General features: G+C 62.2%; 13 protein-coding genes. 11 read left to right on the forward strand and 2 right to left on the reverse strand.

Annotated elements, in window-relative coordinates:
- The first annotated feature begins 43 nt into the window (after positions 1-43).
- The 3 genes from GLA29479_RS11405 (at position 44) to GLA29479_RS11415 (ending at position 4,866) form a co-directional block, all read left to right on the forward strand.
- The gene (locus GLA29479_RS11405; RefSeq protein ID WP_425599982.1) at positions 44-547 is read left to right on the forward strand and encodes an OmpA family protein; all 504 of its coding nucleotides are present in this window, start codon (positions 44-46) and stop codon (positions 545-547) included.
- A gap of 168 nt (positions 548-715) precedes the next feature.
- Positions 716-4,285, forward strand: a complete 3,570-nt coding sequence (locus GLA29479_RS11410; RefSeq protein WP_057971648.1) for a BamA/TamA family outer membrane protein — start codon at positions 716-718, stop codon at positions 4,283-4,285.
- A gap of 182 nt (positions 4,286-4,467) precedes the next feature.
- Positions 4,468-4,866 carry a transposase gene (locus GLA29479_RS11415; RefSeq protein ID WP_057971649.1) on the forward strand — a complete coding sequence of 133 codons (399 nt, stop codon included), beginning with the start codon at positions 4,468-4,470 and terminating at the stop codon, positions 4,864-4,866.
- A gap of 116 nt (positions 4,867-4,982) precedes the next feature.
- Here the strand turns inward: GLA29479_RS11415 and GLA29479_RS11420 are convergent, their stop codons facing one another.
- Positions 4,983-5,630 carry a response regulator transcription factor gene (locus tag GLA29479_RS11420; RefSeq protein ID WP_057971650.1) on the reverse strand — a complete coding sequence of 216 codons (648 nt, stop codon included), beginning with the start codon at positions 5,628-5,630 and terminating at the stop codon, positions 4,983-4,985.
- A 960-nt stretch (positions 5,631-6,590) separates the two neighbouring features.
- On the opposite strand from GLA29479_RS11420, the gene GLA29479_RS11425 reads away from it, so the two are divergent.
- The 6 genes from GLA29479_RS11425 to GLA29479_RS11450 all read left to right on the forward strand — a co-directional run bounded on the left by GLA29479_RS11425 (position 6,591) and on the right by GLA29479_RS11450 (position 12,200).
- The gene (locus GLA29479_RS11425; protein ID WP_169795646.1) at positions 6,591-7,556 is read left to right on the forward strand and encodes a LysR family transcriptional regulator; all 966 of its coding nucleotides are present in this window, start codon (positions 6,591-6,593) and stop codon (positions 7,554-7,556) included.
- Positions 7,557-7,808: 252 nt separating this feature from the next.
- The gene (locus tag GLA29479_RS11430; RefSeq protein WP_057971652.1) at positions 7,809-9,332 is read left to right on the forward strand and encodes a catalase; all 1,524 of its coding nucleotides are present in this window, start codon (positions 7,809-7,811) and stop codon (positions 9,330-9,332) included.
- Positions 9,333-9,378: 46 nt separating this feature from the next.
- Positions 9,379-9,969 (forward strand): ankyrin repeat domain-containing protein, encoded by a 591-nt coding sequence (locus GLA29479_RS11435; protein ID WP_057916457.1) that lies wholly within the window; start codon positions 9,379-9,381, stop codon positions 9,967-9,969.
- Positions 9,970-10,453: 484 nt separating this feature from the next.
- The gene (locus tag GLA29479_RS11440) at positions 10,454-10,822 is read left to right on the forward strand and encodes a YcgJ family protein (protein ID WP_057916458.1); all 369 of its coding nucleotides are present in this window, start codon (positions 10,454-10,456) and stop codon (positions 10,820-10,822) included.
- 2 nt (positions 10,823-10,824) lie between these two features.
- Positions 10,825-11,433, forward strand: a complete 609-nt coding sequence (locus tag GLA29479_RS11445; protein WP_248842834.1) for a superoxide dismutase family protein — start codon at positions 10,825-10,827, stop codon at positions 11,431-11,433.
- 260 nt (positions 11,434-11,693) lie between these two features.
- Positions 11,694-12,200, forward strand: a complete 507-nt coding sequence (locus GLA29479_RS11450) for an SgcJ/EcaC family oxidoreductase (protein WP_057971653.1) — start codon at positions 11,694-11,696, stop codon at positions 12,198-12,200.
- Positions 12,201-12,914: 714 nt separating this feature from the next.
- Here the strand turns inward: GLA29479_RS11450 and GLA29479_RS11455 are convergent.
- The gene (locus GLA29479_RS11455) at positions 12,915-14,585 is read right to left on the reverse strand and encodes a S8 family peptidase (protein WP_082638559.1); all 1,671 of its coding nucleotides are present in this window, start codon (positions 14,583-14,585) and stop codon (positions 12,915-12,917) included.
- Between the two features lie 23 nt (positions 14,586-14,608).
- Here GLA29479_RS11455 and GLA29479_RS24520 point away from each other — a divergent pair, with 23 nt between their 5' ends.
- Positions 14,609-14,896, forward strand: coding sequence for a hypothetical protein (locus GLA29479_RS24520; RefSeq protein WP_144436469.1), 288 nt, complete (start codon positions 14,609-14,611; stop codon positions 14,894-14,896).
- Positions 14,897-15,535: 639 nt separating this feature from the next.
- A complete protein-coding gene (locus tag GLA29479_RS11460) occupies positions 15,536-18,100 on the forward strand; it encodes a M9 family metallopeptidase (protein WP_169795647.1) in 2,565 nt (854 codons plus the stop codon).
- Positions 18,101-18,201 lie beyond the last annotated feature (101 nt).

Raw genomic sequence — 18,201 nt, forward strand, 5'->3', positions numbered from 1 at the left:
CAGCGCCGAGGTGCGTGCGCAGTACCTGCCGGCGATCGAGAAGATGGCCGCGCAGATCAAGCAACACCGCGGCGGCGAAGTGGTGATCAGCGCCAACGGCGATGGCGAGTCGCTGGCGTTCGATCGGGCTTCGGCGGTCAAGGCCGAGTTGGTCAAGCAATTGCCGGCCGACGTGCTGCAGGCGCTGAAGGTCAGCGTGCGCGGCAACGCCGACGACCCGGGTTCGCTGATCGTCGGTCTGGGCGAAGGCGGTGCACTGCTGGGCACGGTGTTGTTCGACACCAACAAGGAGACCATCAAGCCGGAGTTCGAGCCGCTGCTGGATAAGGTCGCGGTTGCGCTGGAGCGCATGCACGGCGGCGTCATCGCGATCGTCGGCCACACCGACGTGCGCGCTTCGTACCAATACAACACTGCGCTCGGTATGCGACGCGCCAAGGCCGTCTACGACGCGTTGGCCCAGCGACTGAGCCCCGAAGTGCGCGCCAAGGTGCGAGTCGAGTCGAGCAACGATCCGACCGCCCCTGTCGACGTGAAGCGGAATTGAGGGCGATCATGAAGACGAAGATGAAGATGAAACTGCTGGACTACACCCTGATCAGCCTGTTGCGGGCGCAGCCCCGTTGGCGGCCGCGCAGCAGCCCACACAGACCGCCGCAGCTCAGTCCGATGCTGCTCGGTCCGATGCCGCCCAGGCCGAGGGCCTGCCGAAGCCATGAAGTGCACGGAAGCAGCGTGCAGCGGCGAAGACGGCTTGCTGTTCAAGCTGCGTACGCGCAGCTACAGCAAGCCGGTCACCGAGGGCACGACGGCGAAATCCTCGTCGGAAGCCCTGCAGCCGGACCGCCGCGTGTCGGTGGCGCTGGAGCAGCCGGGCAAGGCGGTGGCGATCGGCAAGTGGTCGGTCAGCCTGCCCAACGGCGGGGTGATCTGGGCGACCGAGGATCCCACCCTCGGCCGTCCGGAGATGAACATCAGCGGCACCAGCCTGGTCTCGTTCGACGGCACCAAGGTGCTCAAGCCGGTGCGCTTCTATGCGTACAACAACTATTCCTCGTTCATCCAGCGCGCCGAAGTGTTGATCTACCGCGCCAGCGACACCGACCTGGTCGATCCCTTGGCCAAGGTCGAGTTGCCGGTCGGGGCGATCAGCGAGGCCGAATGGGACGGCACCCTGCCGGCCGGCTACGAAGCGCGTGCCGGCGACGAACTGCTGTACCTGGTGCGTGCCTACGGCGCCGACGGCAGCGTCGACGAGACCTATCCGCAACGCATGCAACTGGTGCGGCCGGAAGAGGCCGAACGCGGCCTGCAGACCATGCGCAACGCCATGGAACGCAAGCAGGGCACCTCGCTCGGCATCGAAGAGGCGCAACGCAACAGCCTGACCGAAGCCGTGTTCGGCAGCAGCACCCTGCGCCAGCAGAACATCGGCATCTACGGCTCGCGCATCCGCATCCAGGGCCGCAACATTCCCGAGAACTACTCGGTCACCATCAACGGGCGCAATTTCCCGGTCGACCTGGAACGCAAGCTGGTCGCCGAATACCTCGAGCCGATCGGCCGCCACGAGTACGACCTGCGCCTGAAGGGCGAGGGCGGCGAGATCAACCACACGCTCGACATCGACGTCAGCGGGCGCTACATGTTCGCCGTCGCGATCGCCGATGTGACCGCGTCCAAGGGCAGCACCTCCGGTTCGATCGAGCCGTTGGCCGGCGACGAGCATTTCGACAAGAGCTTTCTGCTCGAAGGCCGCCTGGGCTTCTATCTGAAGGGCAAGATCAAGGGCAAGTACCTGGTCACCGCCCAGGCCGACACGCGCGAACGCGAGGTCAGCCAGTTGTTCAACGGCTTCTGGAAGGCCGACCCGCAGGACATCTTCCGCCGCCTCGATCCGGACCTGTACTACCCGGTCTACGGCGACGACTCGACCACCTACCGCGACGTCGACACCATGGGCCGGCTGTACGTCCGCGTCGACTGGGACAAGAGCCAGGCGCTGTGGGGCAACTTCGAGACCGGCATCACCGGCACCGAATACGGCCAGTACAGCCGTTCGCTGTACGGCGGTGCGCTCAATTGGCGCAGCCGCCGCAGCACCGTGCTCGGCGAGCCGGGCAGCGAACTGCGGGTGTTCGGTTCCGAGGCGCAGACCGCGCCCGGGCATAACGAGTTCATCGGCACCGGCGGCAGCCTGTACTACCTCAAGCACACCGACGTGCTGCCGGGCTCGGACAAGATCGTGCTGGAAGTGCGCGATGCGACGACCGGCCGAGTCGAGAACCGGGTCGACCTGGTGCGCGGCGCCGACTACGAGATCGACGAGATGCAGGGCCGCATCCTGCTGACCCGTCCGCTGGCGCAGGTGACCCGCGAGAACATCCCGACCCTGACCCGCGACACGCCCCTGGACGGCTTCACCCAGGTGCTGCTGGTCGACTACGAGTTCATTCCGAACGGCTTCGATGCCGACTCGGTCACCGCCGGTTTCCGCGGCAAGCACTGGTTCGGCGACCATGTCGCGCTGGGCGCGACCTATGTCGACGAAAACCGCGCCGGCGACGACTACACCTTGAAGGGGGCGGACCTGACCCTGCAGGCCGGTCGCGGCACCTACCTGAAGCTGGAGCAGAGCCAGACCGAGTCGACCAGTTCGCCGATCTTCTTCTCCGACAACGGCGGCCTGAGCTTCAACGAAATCAACTCCGGGCTCGACCAGCGCAAGGGCACGGCGCGCTCGGTGGAAGCGCGCGCCAACTTCAAGGAGCTGGGCTGGACGAATCTGGACTGGTCGGCCGGCGCCTGGTGGCGTCGCGTCGATCCGGGCTTCTCGATCTCGCGCTACGACCTGGGCCAGGAGGTTCAGGAGCACGGGTTCGAGGTGCTGGGCCAGTTCAATCCGGCCTTCAACATCTACGGCCGCTACAGCCGTGCCGAACGCGGCAGCGAATCGCTGACCCAGGCGCAGTTGACCGGCGAATGGCGGATCAGCGACTCGACCACCTGGGCCGCGGAAATCCGTCGCGTCGAAGAAAACCGCGCCACCCTCGACGCCGCCGGCGTGTTGGGCGCCCTGCAGTACAAGCGCCGCTTCGGCAGCAGCTTCGATCTGTACGGCACCGCCCAGGTCACTCTGGACGACGACAACGGCCGCTACGCCGACAACGACGCCTTCACCCTGGGCGGCAAGTACGTGTTCGGCAACCTGTCGAGCGTCGGCGCCGAGCTGACCACCGGCGACCGCGGCGACGCGGCGCAGATCAACGCCGAGTACCGCATCCAGCCCGACCACACGGTCTACGGCAGCTACACCTACTCGACCGATCGCACCGATTTCGACCCGCTGTTCAACAACCGCCTCAACTCGGGTTGGACCCTCGGCCAGCGCTGGCGCTTGTCGAACCAGGTCAGCATGTACAACGAGAGCCAATTCCTGAAGGCGCCGAACGAATCCGGTCTGGCCCACACCTACGGCATGGATTTCTATCCGAGCCAGGGCTGGAACCTGGGCTTCACCTTGCAGAGCGCACGCCTGGACAAGGAGATCGGCGAAGTCGATCGCCGTGCGGTCAGCCTCAGCGGCGGCCACACCTCGGCCGCGACGCAGTGGCAGAGCAAGCTGGAATGGCGCGAGGACACCGGTGCGGAGCGTCGCGAGCAGTGGGTCACGACCAACAACCTGACCCACAAGATCAACGAAAGCTTCCGTATCGCGGCACGCTTCAACTACTCCAAGACCACCGACCAGATCAACGCCGAGGCCGGCGCCAAGTTCATCGAAGGCAACGTCGGTTTCGCCTGGCGGCCGTGGAACAGCACCAAGTACGCGCTGCTGGGCAAGTACACGTATCTGTACGACGTGTCGGCGCTGCCGCAGATCGGCGACAACGTGGCGTTCTACGATCAGCGCAGCCAGATCCTGTCGCTGGAAGGCATCTACAACCCGAACCACCACTGGGAATTCGCCGGCAAGCTGGCGCGTCGCGAAGGCGAAGTGCGTTACGGCCGTCTCGAGGGGCAGTGGGCCGATTCGGCGACCACCTTCGCCGCGGTGCAGACCCGCTACGAGTTCGCCGAAACCTGGCATGCGCTGGCCGAGTACCGCTGGCTGGGCGTGAAGGACGGCGGCGATCGCCAAGGCTTCCTGATCGGCGTCGACCGCGACATCGGCCGCAACTTCCGCGTCGGTGTGGGCTACAACTTCACCGAGTTCAGCGACGACCTGACCAACTTCGACTACGACCACAAGGGGTGGTTCTTGAACATGGTCGGCACGTACTGATCGTAAACGACTATCTGTTCTACGCCGCCTCCGAGGAACAGGAGGCGGCACCACGAAGGCGCGTCGGCATGGCTTCCCCTGTCGTTCCAGGCACGACCTGGACACCGAGCTCGAGAAGATCTCACGGCGCGCCATCGAATAATGGCGCTGGCTTACTTGAGTGGAGTCTTTGAGAGCTTGCTATGAACGAAGAATCATCGGTGGAACGTGGCATCACCATACTGAGCGACTTGGAGTGGCGCCGGATCAATGAGGCGCTTCCGTCGAACCTGGCCGCCAGGGCAAGAAATCAGAAGGCCAAATATCGCGGCTTCGTCGAGGCGGTGCTGTGGGTGGCCTGCAACAAGGCCTTCTGGTCCGAGATTCCGGAGATGTACGGCGCTTGGCGGCCCATCTACGTGCGCTACATGCGCTGGTGCAAAGCCGGGGTGTGGAAGATAGTGGAAAAATCGATCGGCCATGAAAAGGCGGTGGTGGCTCATGCACTAGGCTCGCTGCTGGGGCAGCAGCAGTATTCCCAGCAAAAGCGAAGTCTGCGCAGCGCTCGCGGCGTTCCCGAAAGGATCGGTTTCGAGCAGTAGCCGCGCGATCGAATGGAATCGTCGATCGCGATTCGGCCGGGGCGCGCCGAAGAGCCCGGGCGCTGTTGCAAAAGCCAGGGAATCGAGCCGCAGCCCGCAGACCCGATGCCGGAGCGTCACTGAAGCAGGTGGCCTAGCCCATGCTTCTCGAGATAGCGAAACAGCTCGTCATTCGACTTCAGGCCCAGTTTTCGCAAGGCGTTGTACTTATGGGTCGTGACGGTCTTGTAGCTACGGTTGCTGTCCAACGCGATCGCCTGAAGATTCTCGCCGCGAGCCAAGGCCAGGACGACCGTTTGCTCCGCTGAACTGAGTTGACGCCATGGGTGAGTCTTCGCCGAGGCGATATCGATCGCAGGGTCGGTGTAGGTGTTGCCGCGCATAACCGCAAGGACCGCCTCGATTATCGTGCTCGGGTGGCTCGATTTCGAGACGAAGGCGCAAGCTCCGCTTTCCAGCGTGGTCAACGCAAGCGAAGGAAGTTCCGTGCCTGTGTAGATGACCACTTGGAGGCGAGGCTGTTTCTCCAATACGGCGCGCAGCAGCGATACGCTCTGGAGTCTTCCGGGCATGTGCAAGTCCATGACCAGATAATCGAAGAGGTTGTCATCGAGCGCCTGCAGTAGACGATCGCCATCCGAAACCGAGTCGATGCGGATGCTGTCCATATCCAAAGCGCTGCCGAGCATTTCGGAAAGCGCGGCGACGATGACCGGGTGATCGTCTGCGATGAGTACCTTGGCCGGGGGCTGCTGGGTACTCACCGGGGCAGCCCGGCGGCAGCCGAAACGTGGCTATCATTAAACACGGAACTTGTCTCCATTTTTCTTGTCACTCACCTCCACCCTAGCGAGTCGGTGCTGTGCAGTCGGCCAGATGAACCCTTGAGCGCCGCCTATGTGCCAGCGATCAGCTCGGTGCCGACAGGACTGGCCCGTTCGGCAAGACGCATCCAATAAGGGGGCCAATTCTACTAGCTGGCCACCATGGCGACTGCCCCATCGGATAATACAAACCGACTATGGGGACGGTTGCACCAACAAGTCAGGGATCAAGCGCTCCAGCGAACCGGATGATGGGATCGTGTGCTGAGATGTGGTAGCGGGTGATGCGTTCGACCTGAGCCCCGATTTGCGCCAGAGGCAGTGCTCGTGGCAATAAGGAACTTGTAGCTGCGGACGCTGGTTGCTGCAATCGCATGAAGATGATCGCTGCGCGTTAAAGCCAGCATCACGTCACGTTCTGGCGAAGTCGGCGAATGACCGGTGCGGTTCTTCTTCGAGATGGCGTCGATAGACGGACCCGTGCAGGTTATTCCGAGAGCAATCGCGAGTAGGGCTTCGATCGGCACCGACGGATCGCCCGACGTTCGAATGAACAGGCAGCGTTCGGATTCGGTGTTGTCGGCGCCAGGCAAGGAAGCTTAGACCCGGCGCATATCAATCTATTCGGTCGAGCGTGTCCTTCGGACTCGGAAACGAAGTCGGGCAGGCGTCTACGGCGATTCTTCTGTGCCGCGCGCAGCTGCCTAAGACAATTCCCAATTTCCATGCGTCGATGTCGAGCATAGTCTGGCCAAGCGTACTCAAATGGCGAGTTCAATACGTGCGCTCACCGCGACCTCTCATGTGTGGATAGACGATCATCGAGCGTAGGTCATGAGGTTGGATGAAGAGAGCTACGGACTCTCGTCGCGGGGAGATGTCCTCGTAGATGTTGTGGGCATGACCGCATTCGTGGCCGTCGTCGGCGCGAGCAGCTTCACCCGGGCGGCGCAATCGCTGGGCGTGTCGAAATCCGTGGTCAGCCGGCGCATAAGCGGTATCGAGAGCCGGATCGGGATGCGCCTGATAGATCGCAGCAGCGCCCGCGTCGGTCCGACCGAGGCCGGGTCGGCTTACTATCTCAAGTGCCTGAGTATTCTGGAAGCGATAGAAGAGGCCAATCACCAGATTGCAAGCTGGAACAGCGGTTTGCGCGGGACGATCGTAGTCTGCGTCTCTTCTTCGCTATGCGTGCCTGCGGTGACCCGGTCGATTGCGGAGTTCGCGCGCGCCTACAGCGATATCAAGCTGAAGGTCGATATCGAAGAGCGAGACTCTTCGGTCCGGGAGGCTCGATTCGATATCGCCATTCGAAACGACCAGTCGGTGGACTCGAGCATGGCGGCGCGCGTGATCGGGCATAGCACCCACACCTTGTGCGCCAGTCCAGCCTATCTCGAGATGAACGGAACCCCGACATCCGCCGATATGTTGAAGGACCATGAGGGACTCATGCATGCGCGCGGGCACGTCGGCACGTACTGGTTACTGCGCGACGGCGCTCAGTTGCGATCCTTTCGGATTCCCGAGCGGATGCGAAGCGAATGCGTATTCCACCTCATTGAAGCGGCGAAGGCCGATCTAGGCATAGTGCAGTTGCCGGACTATCTGGTGGCAGATGCATTGCGGAACGGAGAGCTGGTGGCTTTGCTTCCGCAATGCTCGCCGCCTCCGGATCCCATCTCGCTCGTCTATCCGGTCAGTCGCAAGGCCTCGCAAAAGGTGCGGCTCCTGGTCGAGTACCTTGCCGAGCGAATGCAGGGTGCGCTGAGCCAGGACACTCGTGCTCACGTGAGCGCCGAGGCCGCCGATGGTTGCGATGCGCCGACGAAGCCGGAGAGGCAGGGCTTAAGTCCGAAGCGATAGGCGCATGTCATTGCCGGTTCCATGAAACCGACCATAGCTGATTTCTCCGTAAAAGCCGCGCGGCACCCGTGCGGCTTTTTTTTCGCAATCGGTGGCGACCAGATTGCTTTCGGCGAATTCAATCGTTGCTGTACGCACAACGAGTGCCAAGGCAATCATTCCTATGAATTGAACCTATCGCGTAAATGTATTGGACGAGGGCGGGCGCCTAGGAAAGGCTATCTCCAGATCTTTCACTAAGCGAGTAACCAGATGCACAAGCGAAGTTCGATTTTCCTAATTGTCGCCGCCCAATTTTTCATCGGACAGGCGCTCGCCCAGGCCGCTCTGACTCAGGACAACGGCGCTCCGGTCGGCGACAACCAGAACTCGCAGACGGCTGGGCCGGACGGGCCGGTTCTGCTTCAAGACGTGCACCTGATCCAGAAGCTGCAACGATTCGATCGCGAGCGCATTCCGGAGCGTGTCGTCCATGCGAGGGGAACGGGCGCTCATGGACGGTTCGAGGTCACCGGCGACGTCAGCAAGTACACCAAGGCCAAGGTGTTGCAGCCGGGCGCGGTTACTCCAGTGTTCGTCCGCTTCTCGACCGTGATCCACGGCAATCACTCGCCGGAAACGCTGCGCGACCCGCGCGGGTTCGCGACGAAGTTCTACACCAAGGAAGGCAATTGGGACCTGGTCGGAAACAATCTTCCGGTGTTCTTCATCCGCGACGCGATCAAGTTTCCGGACATGGTGCATTCGCTGAAGCCGAGCCCGGACACCAACCTGCAGGATCCGAACCGGTTCTTCGATTTCTTCTCGCATGTGCCCGAGGCCACGCATATGCTGACCCGGGCCTATTCCGACTATGGAACCCCGCGCAGCTATCGCGAGATGGACGGCAGCAGCGTCCACGCCTACAAGCTGGTCAACGAGCGCGGCGAGTACGTCTATGCCAAGTTGCGCTGGGATAGCCGTCAAGGCGAGCACAATCTGACGGCGAAGCAGGCGGAGCAGGTTCAGGGCCGGGACTTCAATCACGCCACCAACGATCTGATCTCGTCGATCAAGCGCGGCGAGCATCCGCGATGGGACCTGTATATGCAGGTTCTCACGCCCGACCAGCTGGACGATTTCGACTTCGATCCGCTCGACCCGACCAAAGTCTGGTCCGGCGTCCCCGAGGTCAAGGTCGGAACGATGGTGCTGGACCGGAACCCGGCGAACATCTTCCAGGAGACCGAGCAGTCGGCCTTCGCGCCCTCCAACCTGGTTCCCGGCATCGAGCCGTCCGAAGATCGATTGCTCCAGGGGCGCTTGTTCGCCTATGCCGATACTCAGTTGCATCGCGTCGGGACCAACGTGGCTCAGCTGCCGATCAATGCCCCCAAACTGCAGATCAACAGCAACAACCAAGACGGCGAATCGAATGCCGGAACGCGCACCGGAAGCGTGAACTACGAGCCCTCGCGTCTCGCGCCGAAACCGCAGGACAGCAAGAACAAATACAGCGAGCTGCCTCTGTCCGGGACCACTCAGCAAAAGCGGATCGGCAAGACGCTCAATTTTCGCCAGGCAGGAGAGTTTTATCGGTCGCTCTCCGCGACGGATAAGGGCAACTTGGTCGCGAATCTGGCTGGGGATCTCGGGCGCGTAAGCGACGACGTCGCGCGCTACACGATGCTCTCCTATTTTTACAAGGCCGACGCCGACTACGGCCAAGCGCTCGCCAAGGCGATGAAGGCCGACGCCGGCCGCGTGAAGTCCCTCGCCGATGCCCTGAGTGAATAAAGCCCGGTCTTAAGTGGAGCATGCTATGCGTCGAATTTTATGGGCAATGATGCTCCTGCTGGCTCTGCCGGCGCTCGCATTCGCAGCGGAGTCTGCCGACACGGTAAGGAAGTCCAGGCAGGAACTCACGGAGTATCTGTTCGAAGCGGCGCGAGTCGGAGACGCCGATCTGATTCGTACCCTCGCGAAGAGCGGTGTGGATCTCGATGCTCGGAACGAAAAGGGGTTTACGCCCCTGATCCTGGCGACCTACCACGGGCGAGATGCCGCGGTTCAAGCGCTGTTGCAAGCGGGAGCCTCCCCCAATGTGGCCGATGGCGAGCGTGGTAATACGGCGTTGATGGGCGCTCTGTTCAGAGGCGTGGACGACGCGGTTCGCCGGTTGTTGGACGATCCCCGTACGCAGGTCAATCAACGCAATAGCGCCGGTCAGACCGCGGCTATGTATGCCGCCCTGTTCTCGCGCGACCAATGGCTGGACGCCTTGGCTAAGCGAGGTGCGGATTTTAGTTTGCAGGACGACTCCGGCGCCGATGCCGAGCAATTGGCTCGTCGGCAAGGCCGGAACGAGCTTGCCGAACGTTTATCCGGCTTGGTCAAGGAGGGGCGGTCCGTAGAGGAGTCCGCGCAGCGATGATCGGCATCTCCCAAAGCCTGGTGTCGCAAGGACGCAAGCCCACACGGAGTTCGGTGACCGTATGAGGGGCAAGACAGATAGCCCGAACGGCGCCCCGCAGGGGGGCGCCGCAACACGGGGGGCGACGGGCGCGAAAGCGTCGAATCGTTCCTCGGTCGGGGCGGGGTCATCGACCAGCTCGCCCCTGGAGAGTTCGGCGAATCGGCTGGGAGGAGGAAGCGGAGAGCCGTGGTTTCGTAGTCGCTGCGCAGCGACGAGAGCCGATCCCGGTGTCCGCTACCGATGGCCACTGCCGTACCGAACGAGGGCCGCTTACCCGGAGCGGCGCAGGCTCGCTTGCCGCGGCGTACGGAAACTCCGATTGGTTGAGTACCTCAGATCGGCAGAGGCACGGCCTGCGCCGAAGCGAAACAACGAACAGTGGCTAAACAAACAGGGGATCCGGTGTGCCAGGACACCTTCCGATTCGAGTGAGAACCAAGACATGAAGAAAATAGAGTTCACGACCTTTCTGTTGATCGTCTCCATTGCGACGTCGGCGCAAGCCGAGGGCAAGAACGCAGTGCGTTCGGCCGAGCCGGGCGTGCTTTGCGATCGCTACATATGCGCAAACAAAAAAGGGCTTTCGCATGTGCTGACCGAGAAGCATAACGGTATGAGAACGGCGATGAATGCATTCGCCGATAAGGATATGGATACATCCGAGTTCACTTTCGCTAACGGAATTTTCTGCGATGTGAAGGAAAAGCTGTGCCGCAAGGATCGCTACTACGGGCCGAACGGGCAGCGCAGCGCGGTGTCCGTGGAATACACGGAGTTCCTGTTCGGAAAGCGTGACTCGTCGAGGCTATGATTATGAGCAGCATCAAGGCGGCAGAGCGTAGATATGCGAGCATCGGCATGGCCCTTGCAGTAGGCCTGGCGATCTCTGCGTGCAGCAATGTCGGGAGACCATCGCGGTCGGGCGTTGGAGATGACGAGGAGATGCTCGCTAGGGTATCGCTGCGGCCCGCCTCGGGCAGTAGCGTCAAGGGGCGCCTTTCCGTTCTTCCTAAGGGACAGGCGATGGCCGTGATCGGAACCGTCACCGGTTTGACTGCCAGCGGCGTGCATGCGATCCACATCCATGAGAAAGGCGACTGCAGTGCGGACGACGCCAGCAGCGCCGGGGATCACTTCAACCCGTACGGCCATCAGCATGGCAGCGCGAAGAATGGCGAGCACCATGTGGGCGACATGGAGAATATCGTCGCTAACGACAAGGGAGAGGCCATCGTCAGGGCGCTCGTACATGGGGCCAGTGTCGGTGGCGGTGGCGTGAACGACATCAACGGGCGAGCTTTGGTTATTCACGCGATGCCGGACGACTACGCCAGCCAGCCCAGCGGCAAAGCCGGCAAGCGGATAGCTTGCGGAGTGCTGGAGATGGCGCAGGTCGGAGCCAGGAATCCGGCATCGCGATAACAGGCGCTTTAAAACAGGCCAGGTCGCCCACGCAACGACTCGAGAGCCGACCCGCGATTGCATAGGTCGCGCCGATTACAGCGGCCGCGGAGCTGCCGCTCATCAGGTCTTACGGCCGACCATGCCGCTAACGATTACGCAGGCTACGGCCGCTTGCCCTTCGAACAAACCCAGTAAGGAGCGCCCATGGAAGCGCTCGCATGACGATCCAGTCGAATTCTCTGTGTTCCCCAGTCAACCTTCGAATGAGCGATTCCTCAATGAATACCGTTCTAACTACTTCTCTGGTCGTCGCTGCGATGGCGCTCTTGCCGGCTTCGATGCCGGCTGGAGCGCGCGCACCCAAGGGGGCGGCTTGTGCCCAGGTCACCGAGCTTCAGGTGGCGGCGTTGTTCAACCGCTGGAACGATTCGCTACGCACGGGCGATCCGGACAAAGTCCTTGCCAACTACGCCGAGGACGGCGTGCTGCTGGCGACACTGTCGAACGAGCCGCGTACCAGCCGCGCCGCCATGCGCGACTATTTCGTCAAGTTCCTGAAGTCCGAGCCGCAGGGAACGATCGACAAACGGGTCATCAAGATCGGCTGCAACGTGGCCCAGGACCTGGGCACTTACGCGTTCAAGTTCGCCGACGGAAGGACCGTGCATGCCCGCTATACCTATGTGTACGAGTGGCGCAACGGCAAGTGGCTGATCGCGCACCATCATTCCTCGGCCATGCCGGAGCCGGTGGGTGGCGCGGGCGGGACTAAACCGCGTCGATGACCGCGGCTATCGCCAACGCCGGCGCGTCGATCCGAATGGATGCGTGATAGGCCCGGAAGGATGCCGGGTGTGCCGGCTTTCAATAGGAAGGCCGCGGTGTTGCTCGGCTCGAACCGCCATTCTTGCGGGTGTTTGGAGCCGTTGTCGATCGCCAGGCGATCGCTGGTTCCGACGAATTTTCAGCGGCGCTGCTATGGGGCTCGTAAGCGCTAAGGGCCCGTGGGGGAAACGAAGCGTCGAAGATGATTGGCGAAGCTCGCTCGGACTCTGAATCGCCCGGGCTTTGGCAGGTATTTTGCTGCCATAGACCATGGCTTAGGCGGAGACGGCACGAGCATCATGGCGATCATTCTGCCTTGCGTGAGAAAAACGCTCACGGACGATGTCATGTCGGAGTCTTCGAGCGAAGGCACGTCGGACTCGGGCCGGCCGTCGACGGTATGAGTCGAGCTCCCGGGGTCTTCCCCCGGCGCCGCATGCCGGGCGTGGGGCGGCAGCGCGGGTGCCGGACCTGGAGGGGCGGGCTGCTCCGTCCCGCAAGCGGTCGAGCCAGCGAGCAGCAGCGGGGCTGCTGCGAACGTCCTGAATGCAGTGTCTGCCATCGGTTGTCGTGAGCGGCTGCGCACGGTATGCGTTGCGCAGCCCCCGTGCGCGTTCGCTGCTTGGTTAGCGGCCACCCCGGCGAGGGGGTGGCCTTGGAGCGAGGTTGGCCCCTTACAACGGCTGCAGCGCCGGCCGCTCACGCGGGAATGCGTTGCACCAGTGGTTCAGATCCGTGGGCACGGGACCCCAGGCGGCAACGTAAGTCGGGCTGCCGCAAACCACCGTACGGCCCGCGGCGGTGGCGCTCGCCACCACCTGAAGCAGGTACTCGCGATCCGTGCGCGGCAGCTGATAGCAGTCCGCGGGTCTGCCCTGCGTGGTAATGCAAGTGGCCTGGCCGGCGCCATCGACGGATACCAGCGTGTTGCGGTAGAGATACCACTGCTGTTGCGGCTGCGGCGCTACCGCATTGACGACGGCCTCGGCGTTGACGATGCCCGAGCCGATGCGATTGTTCGGGGCGACCGCGAAGGGCGTTGCATTGCCCGTAATCAGGGCTTCGATCTGCGCGGGAGTCCGGGCGTTATTGCCCGCCACCGACTGGGCCAGGGCCACCACGCCGGCAACGTGCGGCGCCGCCATCGAGGTCCCGTTATAGGAGGCATAGCTTGCCGCTCCGGGCAGGGTTACGCCGTTGTTGAGCGTCGAATAGATGTCGACCCCCGGGGCGGCAATATCCACGCCCGCGCCGAAATTGGAGAACCCGGCGGCGGTTCCAGCCTCGCCCGTGGCACCGACGGTGATGACGTTCGCACAGCTTGCGGGTTGAATGCCGGCGACATCCACCGAGTCGTTGCCGGCCGCTACGACAACCGTAGTGCCGCGTCCGACCGCGCTGTTGATCGCGTCCTGGTAGGCGCGAGAGCAGGCGCCGAAGCCGCGCAAGCTCATGTTGATCACGTCGGCCGGATTCTGGTTGGCCGGCACGCCTGGAACATCGCCGCCCGAGGCCCAGATGATGGCATCGGCGATATCCGCGGTGGTGCCGCCGCAGCGGGCCAGCACGCGAATTGGAACGACCCTCGCATTGAATGCGGTTCCGGCAACGCCGGCCGCATTGTTGGTCGTGGCCGCGACGGTGCCGGCCACGTGCGTGCCGTGCCAGTCGGAGTTGCTGATACGGCAGAAATTCGCATCGTCGTTCCAATTACCCTGGTCGGCGGGATCCGCGTCACGCCCATTGCCGTCGCGCGCGGCCGCGGCATCGCTGACGAAGTCGTAGCCGGGAAGGACGTTGCCGTTCAAGTCCGGATGATTGGTAATGCCGGTGTCCAGAACCGCGACCACGGCGCCTTGTCCCGTCGCCCGATCCCATGCGCGTTGGGCGCGTATGCCGTTCGCGCCCGAGAATCCCCATTGGCGGCCAAAGTCGGTGTCGTTAGGGATCAGGGTGGGATACGCACGGGCGTTGACCTGCACGTACTCCACATCGGGGTTGGAGGCCAGCTGGCGCATGAGCGTTTCGGCTTGGACCCGGTCGAGCTTGTTGGAAGCTTTCAGCACGTCCGCCCCGATCGCCAGTCGACGGCTGTGGCTGAGCGCCGGCGAAGCGGCGCCGATCGCGTTCTTTCCCGCCTGGGCGAGCGAGCTCTTGAGCTTGCCGACGTCCGAACGTTGCGGACTGCCGGTTCGATACTTGACGATGAAACTGTCGTAGCGTTCTCCGCTTTCCAGACCCGAGGTGACCACCTGCCCGGCCAAGGCCGAACAGGGCGCGCTGAGCAGCGCGACAGCAATGAGGGAGGACAGACGGGTGTGGCTGAACTTGCTTAATCCGAGCATGTGAATCTCCTGAGTTGGGTGGTATGTACAGCACGGCAACGGTGCTCCTGTGGCGGAGCGCGCTGAAATTGGCAAAACTCTTAGGACGCCGGGCTGGTTCATCGGCCATTTACGAACGCGATGGATTCGTTGACGCACGCCGGCGCGAAGATGCCGGTGCGATCGGCGAAATGATTTCGTCGCGGCGTTCGATTGAGCCGATCCGGAGCGATGATCGACGGGCGCGCGGTGATCCGCCGTGGCGCCGTGTGATCGCGAGTGGCCTCGATCTTATGCGGTTGCACGATCTTGACCGCGCGAATAATGCTTAATTATTTGCCGGCTTCGCGCGAATCAGCGCGGACTCGGCGCGATGGAACGGCCGATCGGTAAGCCGTCGTCGGTGCCATCGAATCAACGATCGCGTTCCTGTCGGGTTCGCATGTGCGGCGGCCCACGCTGACAGAGGCGTGGGCCGACAGGAACTCGGAGACGTCGTTCGACTCCCTTCCGGTTCATCCGATGCAATGCGCCTTCGCACAGGCGTAATAGGGCCTTCCTGGCGCGTTCGATAACGTCGTTTTAGGCGGCGCGTCGGCTTAAGAATATTTCTGTACTAAGAATATTCCTAAGCCTAAGAATGTTCTTAGGACTAGGAACATTCCTAAGTCTGAGATTGTTTCCGTGTCACAGAACGACGCTGAAAATAAGATTATTCCCAATATTTTTCCCCTTGGTCGCGTGCCTAAATGCTTCCAGGCCATGGAGTCGCATCTGCATCTTGTGGGTGTTGGGGCAAGTCCCGGCAAAGTCATCGGTTCGATGGCAAATCCCCTCGATCGAGCTTCCAGTGGCTATAAGCCGGCAGTGATTGATAGCTGCCTCTGATGACGCACCGGCCGCGTCTGCTGTATGCCCGATCGGTATGGACGGCAGTCCGTGACGCCGGAACTGGTAAAGGGAGTTTTACGATGTTGCAGCGTTCAAAGAAGAAAGTAGGCTTTGCCGCGGTAGGCGCGGCACTGCTAAGTTTCGTTCTGGTCGGTGTATCCAGCGAGGGCGAGGGAAGCTCTGTGTCCGGAGTCCGCGAAGGGGCGGCCGGTCCTGTCGCTGCCGCGGATGCTTGGCTGACGAAGTTGCTCGGCGCGGAAAAATCGGTTCGCGCCACGGCGCAAAGTGCGGGCTACGCACTTATCAGCCCCGGTGGCGCTCCATTGCAAGCGCGCGATTTGTATGCGGCCAATGGACGGGGCGGTGAGTACACTCGCTCGGGGTACTCACATCATCCTGCGGGCATGCGCTCTCGTCCGGGTCCTGCGGCCTCGATGAGCGAAGCGATGTTCGGCGGCGCCCATGTTCAGTCTCTGCCGCTGGAACCGGCCATGGTGCCGCCGAGTCGCGACCCGCAAGCCTATCGGGTCAAGATCGGCGAGGAACAAAAAGCGATAGAAGAGTTCGATCGCAAGCGTCCGTCTCAGAAAGCGCAGGCGAAGCGTGCAGGCGGAGAGCCCAGTGCGCTGCACGGCGCCGCGGGAAGCAGCCCGCAGCAGGGGGCCGCCGGACACGCAGGCTGCGCATTCGGCGATGCGGTCGGCGCAGATCTGCTGGACAAGCTGAAGCATGCCGATACGGCCTGCGCGAATTCCCAGTTCAATCTCTCCAGGGACGACGCGCTGCGCACCTTCACCAACGAGAAGATGGTCACCGTCGCCGACGAAATCGCCCGGCTCGCCCAGACCTACGATGGCGACAACGACCAGGACATCCTGCAGTTGATCCTCTTCGTGCGAGCCGGATATTACAACCAGTTCAAGTATCGGGATCAGGGCCTTGGGGCGTTCAATGCGGCGGTCGGCCAGTCCGTGCGCGCCGGGCTTGATGCGTTCTTCGGCAACAACGTGACCATGGCTTTAGAGAACGATGCGCACGGCGAAATCCTCGCGGAAGCCGTGATCCTGATCGACTCCGCTCGCGAGAACACCCGGTTTCTTTCCAAGATCCGTACCTTGCTCGTCAACTACGACGCTGCTTACGACAATCTGTCCTTCATGGAGCGGGCGATCAACAACTGCTTCCACGTCCTGTTCAACCAGGGGGTCGAGCTGCCCGATTTTACGAGTCAGGTCGCCGCCACTCTGGCCGATACTCTCTCGGGCTTCATCCGCAGCAATATCGGCAAGCTCGGCGGCGCAAAAGAGTATCTTGTACTCAACGCGGCGCGCGAGCTCTCCCGCCAGATGCGCTATCCGGCAACCATCAAGAACTATGCCAGTACCAAAGTCGACGAACTGGCGGACCTGACGGCATTCAACAACTCGACCGCGCCGCTGCGTACGATCTTCGGGCAGTACGTCGAAACCTACGATCGCGAAAACTGCCAGAAATACGGTCTGTGTAATTACAAGGAGGAGCTGCGTGCGGCCGTCCTGCCGATCCAACATGCCTGCAGCCCGACCATCAGCATTCGCGCGCAGAGCATCTCGGGCGACGAGCTTCGCAGGACCTGCGATTCCGTCGCCGGCGAGCAGACCTACTTCCACCGAGTCCTGGCCACCGGCAACCAGGCGGTCGCAAACGACAACAACGCCTCGTTGGAAATGGTAATCTTCGATAGTTCGTCCGACTACGGCAGATACTCCAGCGCGATCTACGGCAATGATTCCAACAACGGCGGCATCTATCTCGAGGGCAATCCCGCGGTAGTCGGCAATCAGCCCCGCTTCATCGCCTACGAGGCCGAATGGATCCGTCCGACGTTCCAGATCTGGAACCTGGAACACGAGTTCGTGCATTACCTCGACGGGCGCTACAACCTGTACGGCGACTTCATGGCGGGCTTCAGCCAAGGCACCGTTTGGTGGACGGAAGGACTGGCGGAGTACATTTCGTGGTCCTACTTGAATCAGGACAACGCCCGGGCTCGCGAACAAGCCGCGCGCAAACCCTGGACGCTGAGTCAGTTGTTCAAGAACGAATACGGTGATCAGTCGCGGGTCTATCAAGGCGGGTACTTGGCCGTACGCTACATGTTCGAGAAGCGTGCCAACGATGTGAACACGATCCTGTCCTACCTGCGGCCAGGGAACTACGCCGAGTATAAGAATCGCATCGCGGCCATCGGTACGAGCTACGACGCGGATTTCAACAACTGGCTGACCTGCGTTGCCGACGGTACGGCCTGCCAGCAGGCTCCGGAGTGCACCGCGCCGGACACGCGTCAGCTCGACAGAAACTGCGCCCGCAGCAACATCTCGCAAACGCGCGGCAATCACGCTCACTTCTACATCCTGGTTCCGGCCGGAACCGCCAGCATGCGGGTCACCGCAACCGGCGGAAACGGCAACGCCGACCTGTTCGTCAATACCTTGGGCGGCTCTGATCCGTGGGCCTACAAGACCCGCCACAACTACTGGTCGATGAATGCCGGTAACGAAGAGTCGATCGTGGTGAACAACCCGCCGGGTGGGCAGTACGTCTACATCAGCCTCTATGGAGAGCAGGACTTCAGCGGTGTGCGTTTGACTGTTACCTATTGATCGCAAGGGAGCGGAAGAAGGGGCGGGCCGCGGTCCGCCCCTTTTTTTCGAATGTCGAGATGCGGGTGGGCGGGCATCTGCCGATATACCCGCTGCACAGA

It is taken from the genome of Lysobacter antibioticus (genome assembly GCF_001442535.1).
Taxonomy (GTDB): domain Bacteria; phylum Pseudomonadota; class Gammaproteobacteria; order Xanthomonadales; family Xanthomonadaceae; genus Lysobacter; species Lysobacter antibioticus.

Coding starts and splice junctions, on each gene's coding strand:
- GLA29479_RS11430 (WP_057971652.1), top strand. CDS start 7,809: ATGCACAAGCGAAGTTCGATTTTCCTAATTGTCGCCGCCCAATTTTTC.
- GLA29479_RS11455 (WP_082638559.1), bottom strand. CDS start 14,585: ATGCTCGGATTAAGCAAGTTCAGCCACACCCGTCTGTCCTCCCTCATT.
- GLA29479_RS11460 (WP_169795647.1), top strand. CDS start 15,536: ATGTTGCAGCGTTCAAAGAAGAAAGTAGGCTTTGCCGCGGTAGGCGCG.
- GLA29479_RS11435 (WP_057916457.1), top strand. CDS start 9,379: ATGATGCTCCTGCTGGCTCTGCCGGCGCTCGCATTCGCAGCGGAGTCT.
- GLA29479_RS11425 (WP_169795646.1), top strand. CDS start 6,591: ATGACCGCATTCGTGGCCGTCGTCGGCGCGAGCAGCTTCACCCGGGCG.
- GLA29479_RS11415 (WP_057971649.1), top strand. CDS start 4,468: ATGAACGAAGAATCATCGGTGGAACGTGGCATCACCATACTGAGCGAC.
- GLA29479_RS11445 (WP_248842834.1), top strand. CDS start 10,825: ATGAGCAGCATCAAGGCGGCAGAGCGTAGATATGCGAGCATCGGCATG.
- GLA29479_RS11450 (WP_057971653.1), top strand. CDS start 11,694: ATGAATACCGTTCTAACTACTTCTCTGGTCGTCGCTGCGATGGCGCTC.
- GLA29479_RS11440 (WP_057916458.1), top strand. CDS start 10,454: ATGAAGAAAATAGAGTTCACGACCTTTCTGTTGATCGTCTCCATTGCG.
- GLA29479_RS11410 (WP_057971648.1), top strand. CDS start 716: ATGAAGTGCACGGAAGCAGCGTGCAGCGGCGAAGACGGCTTGCTGTTC.
- GLA29479_RS11405 (WP_425599982.1), top strand. CDS start 44: ATGGCCGCGCAGATCAAGCAACACCGCGGCGGCGAAGTGGTGATCAGC.
- GLA29479_RS24520 (WP_144436469.1), top strand. CDS start 14,609: ATGTACAGCACGGCAACGGTGCTCCTGTGGCGGAGCGCGCTGAAATTG.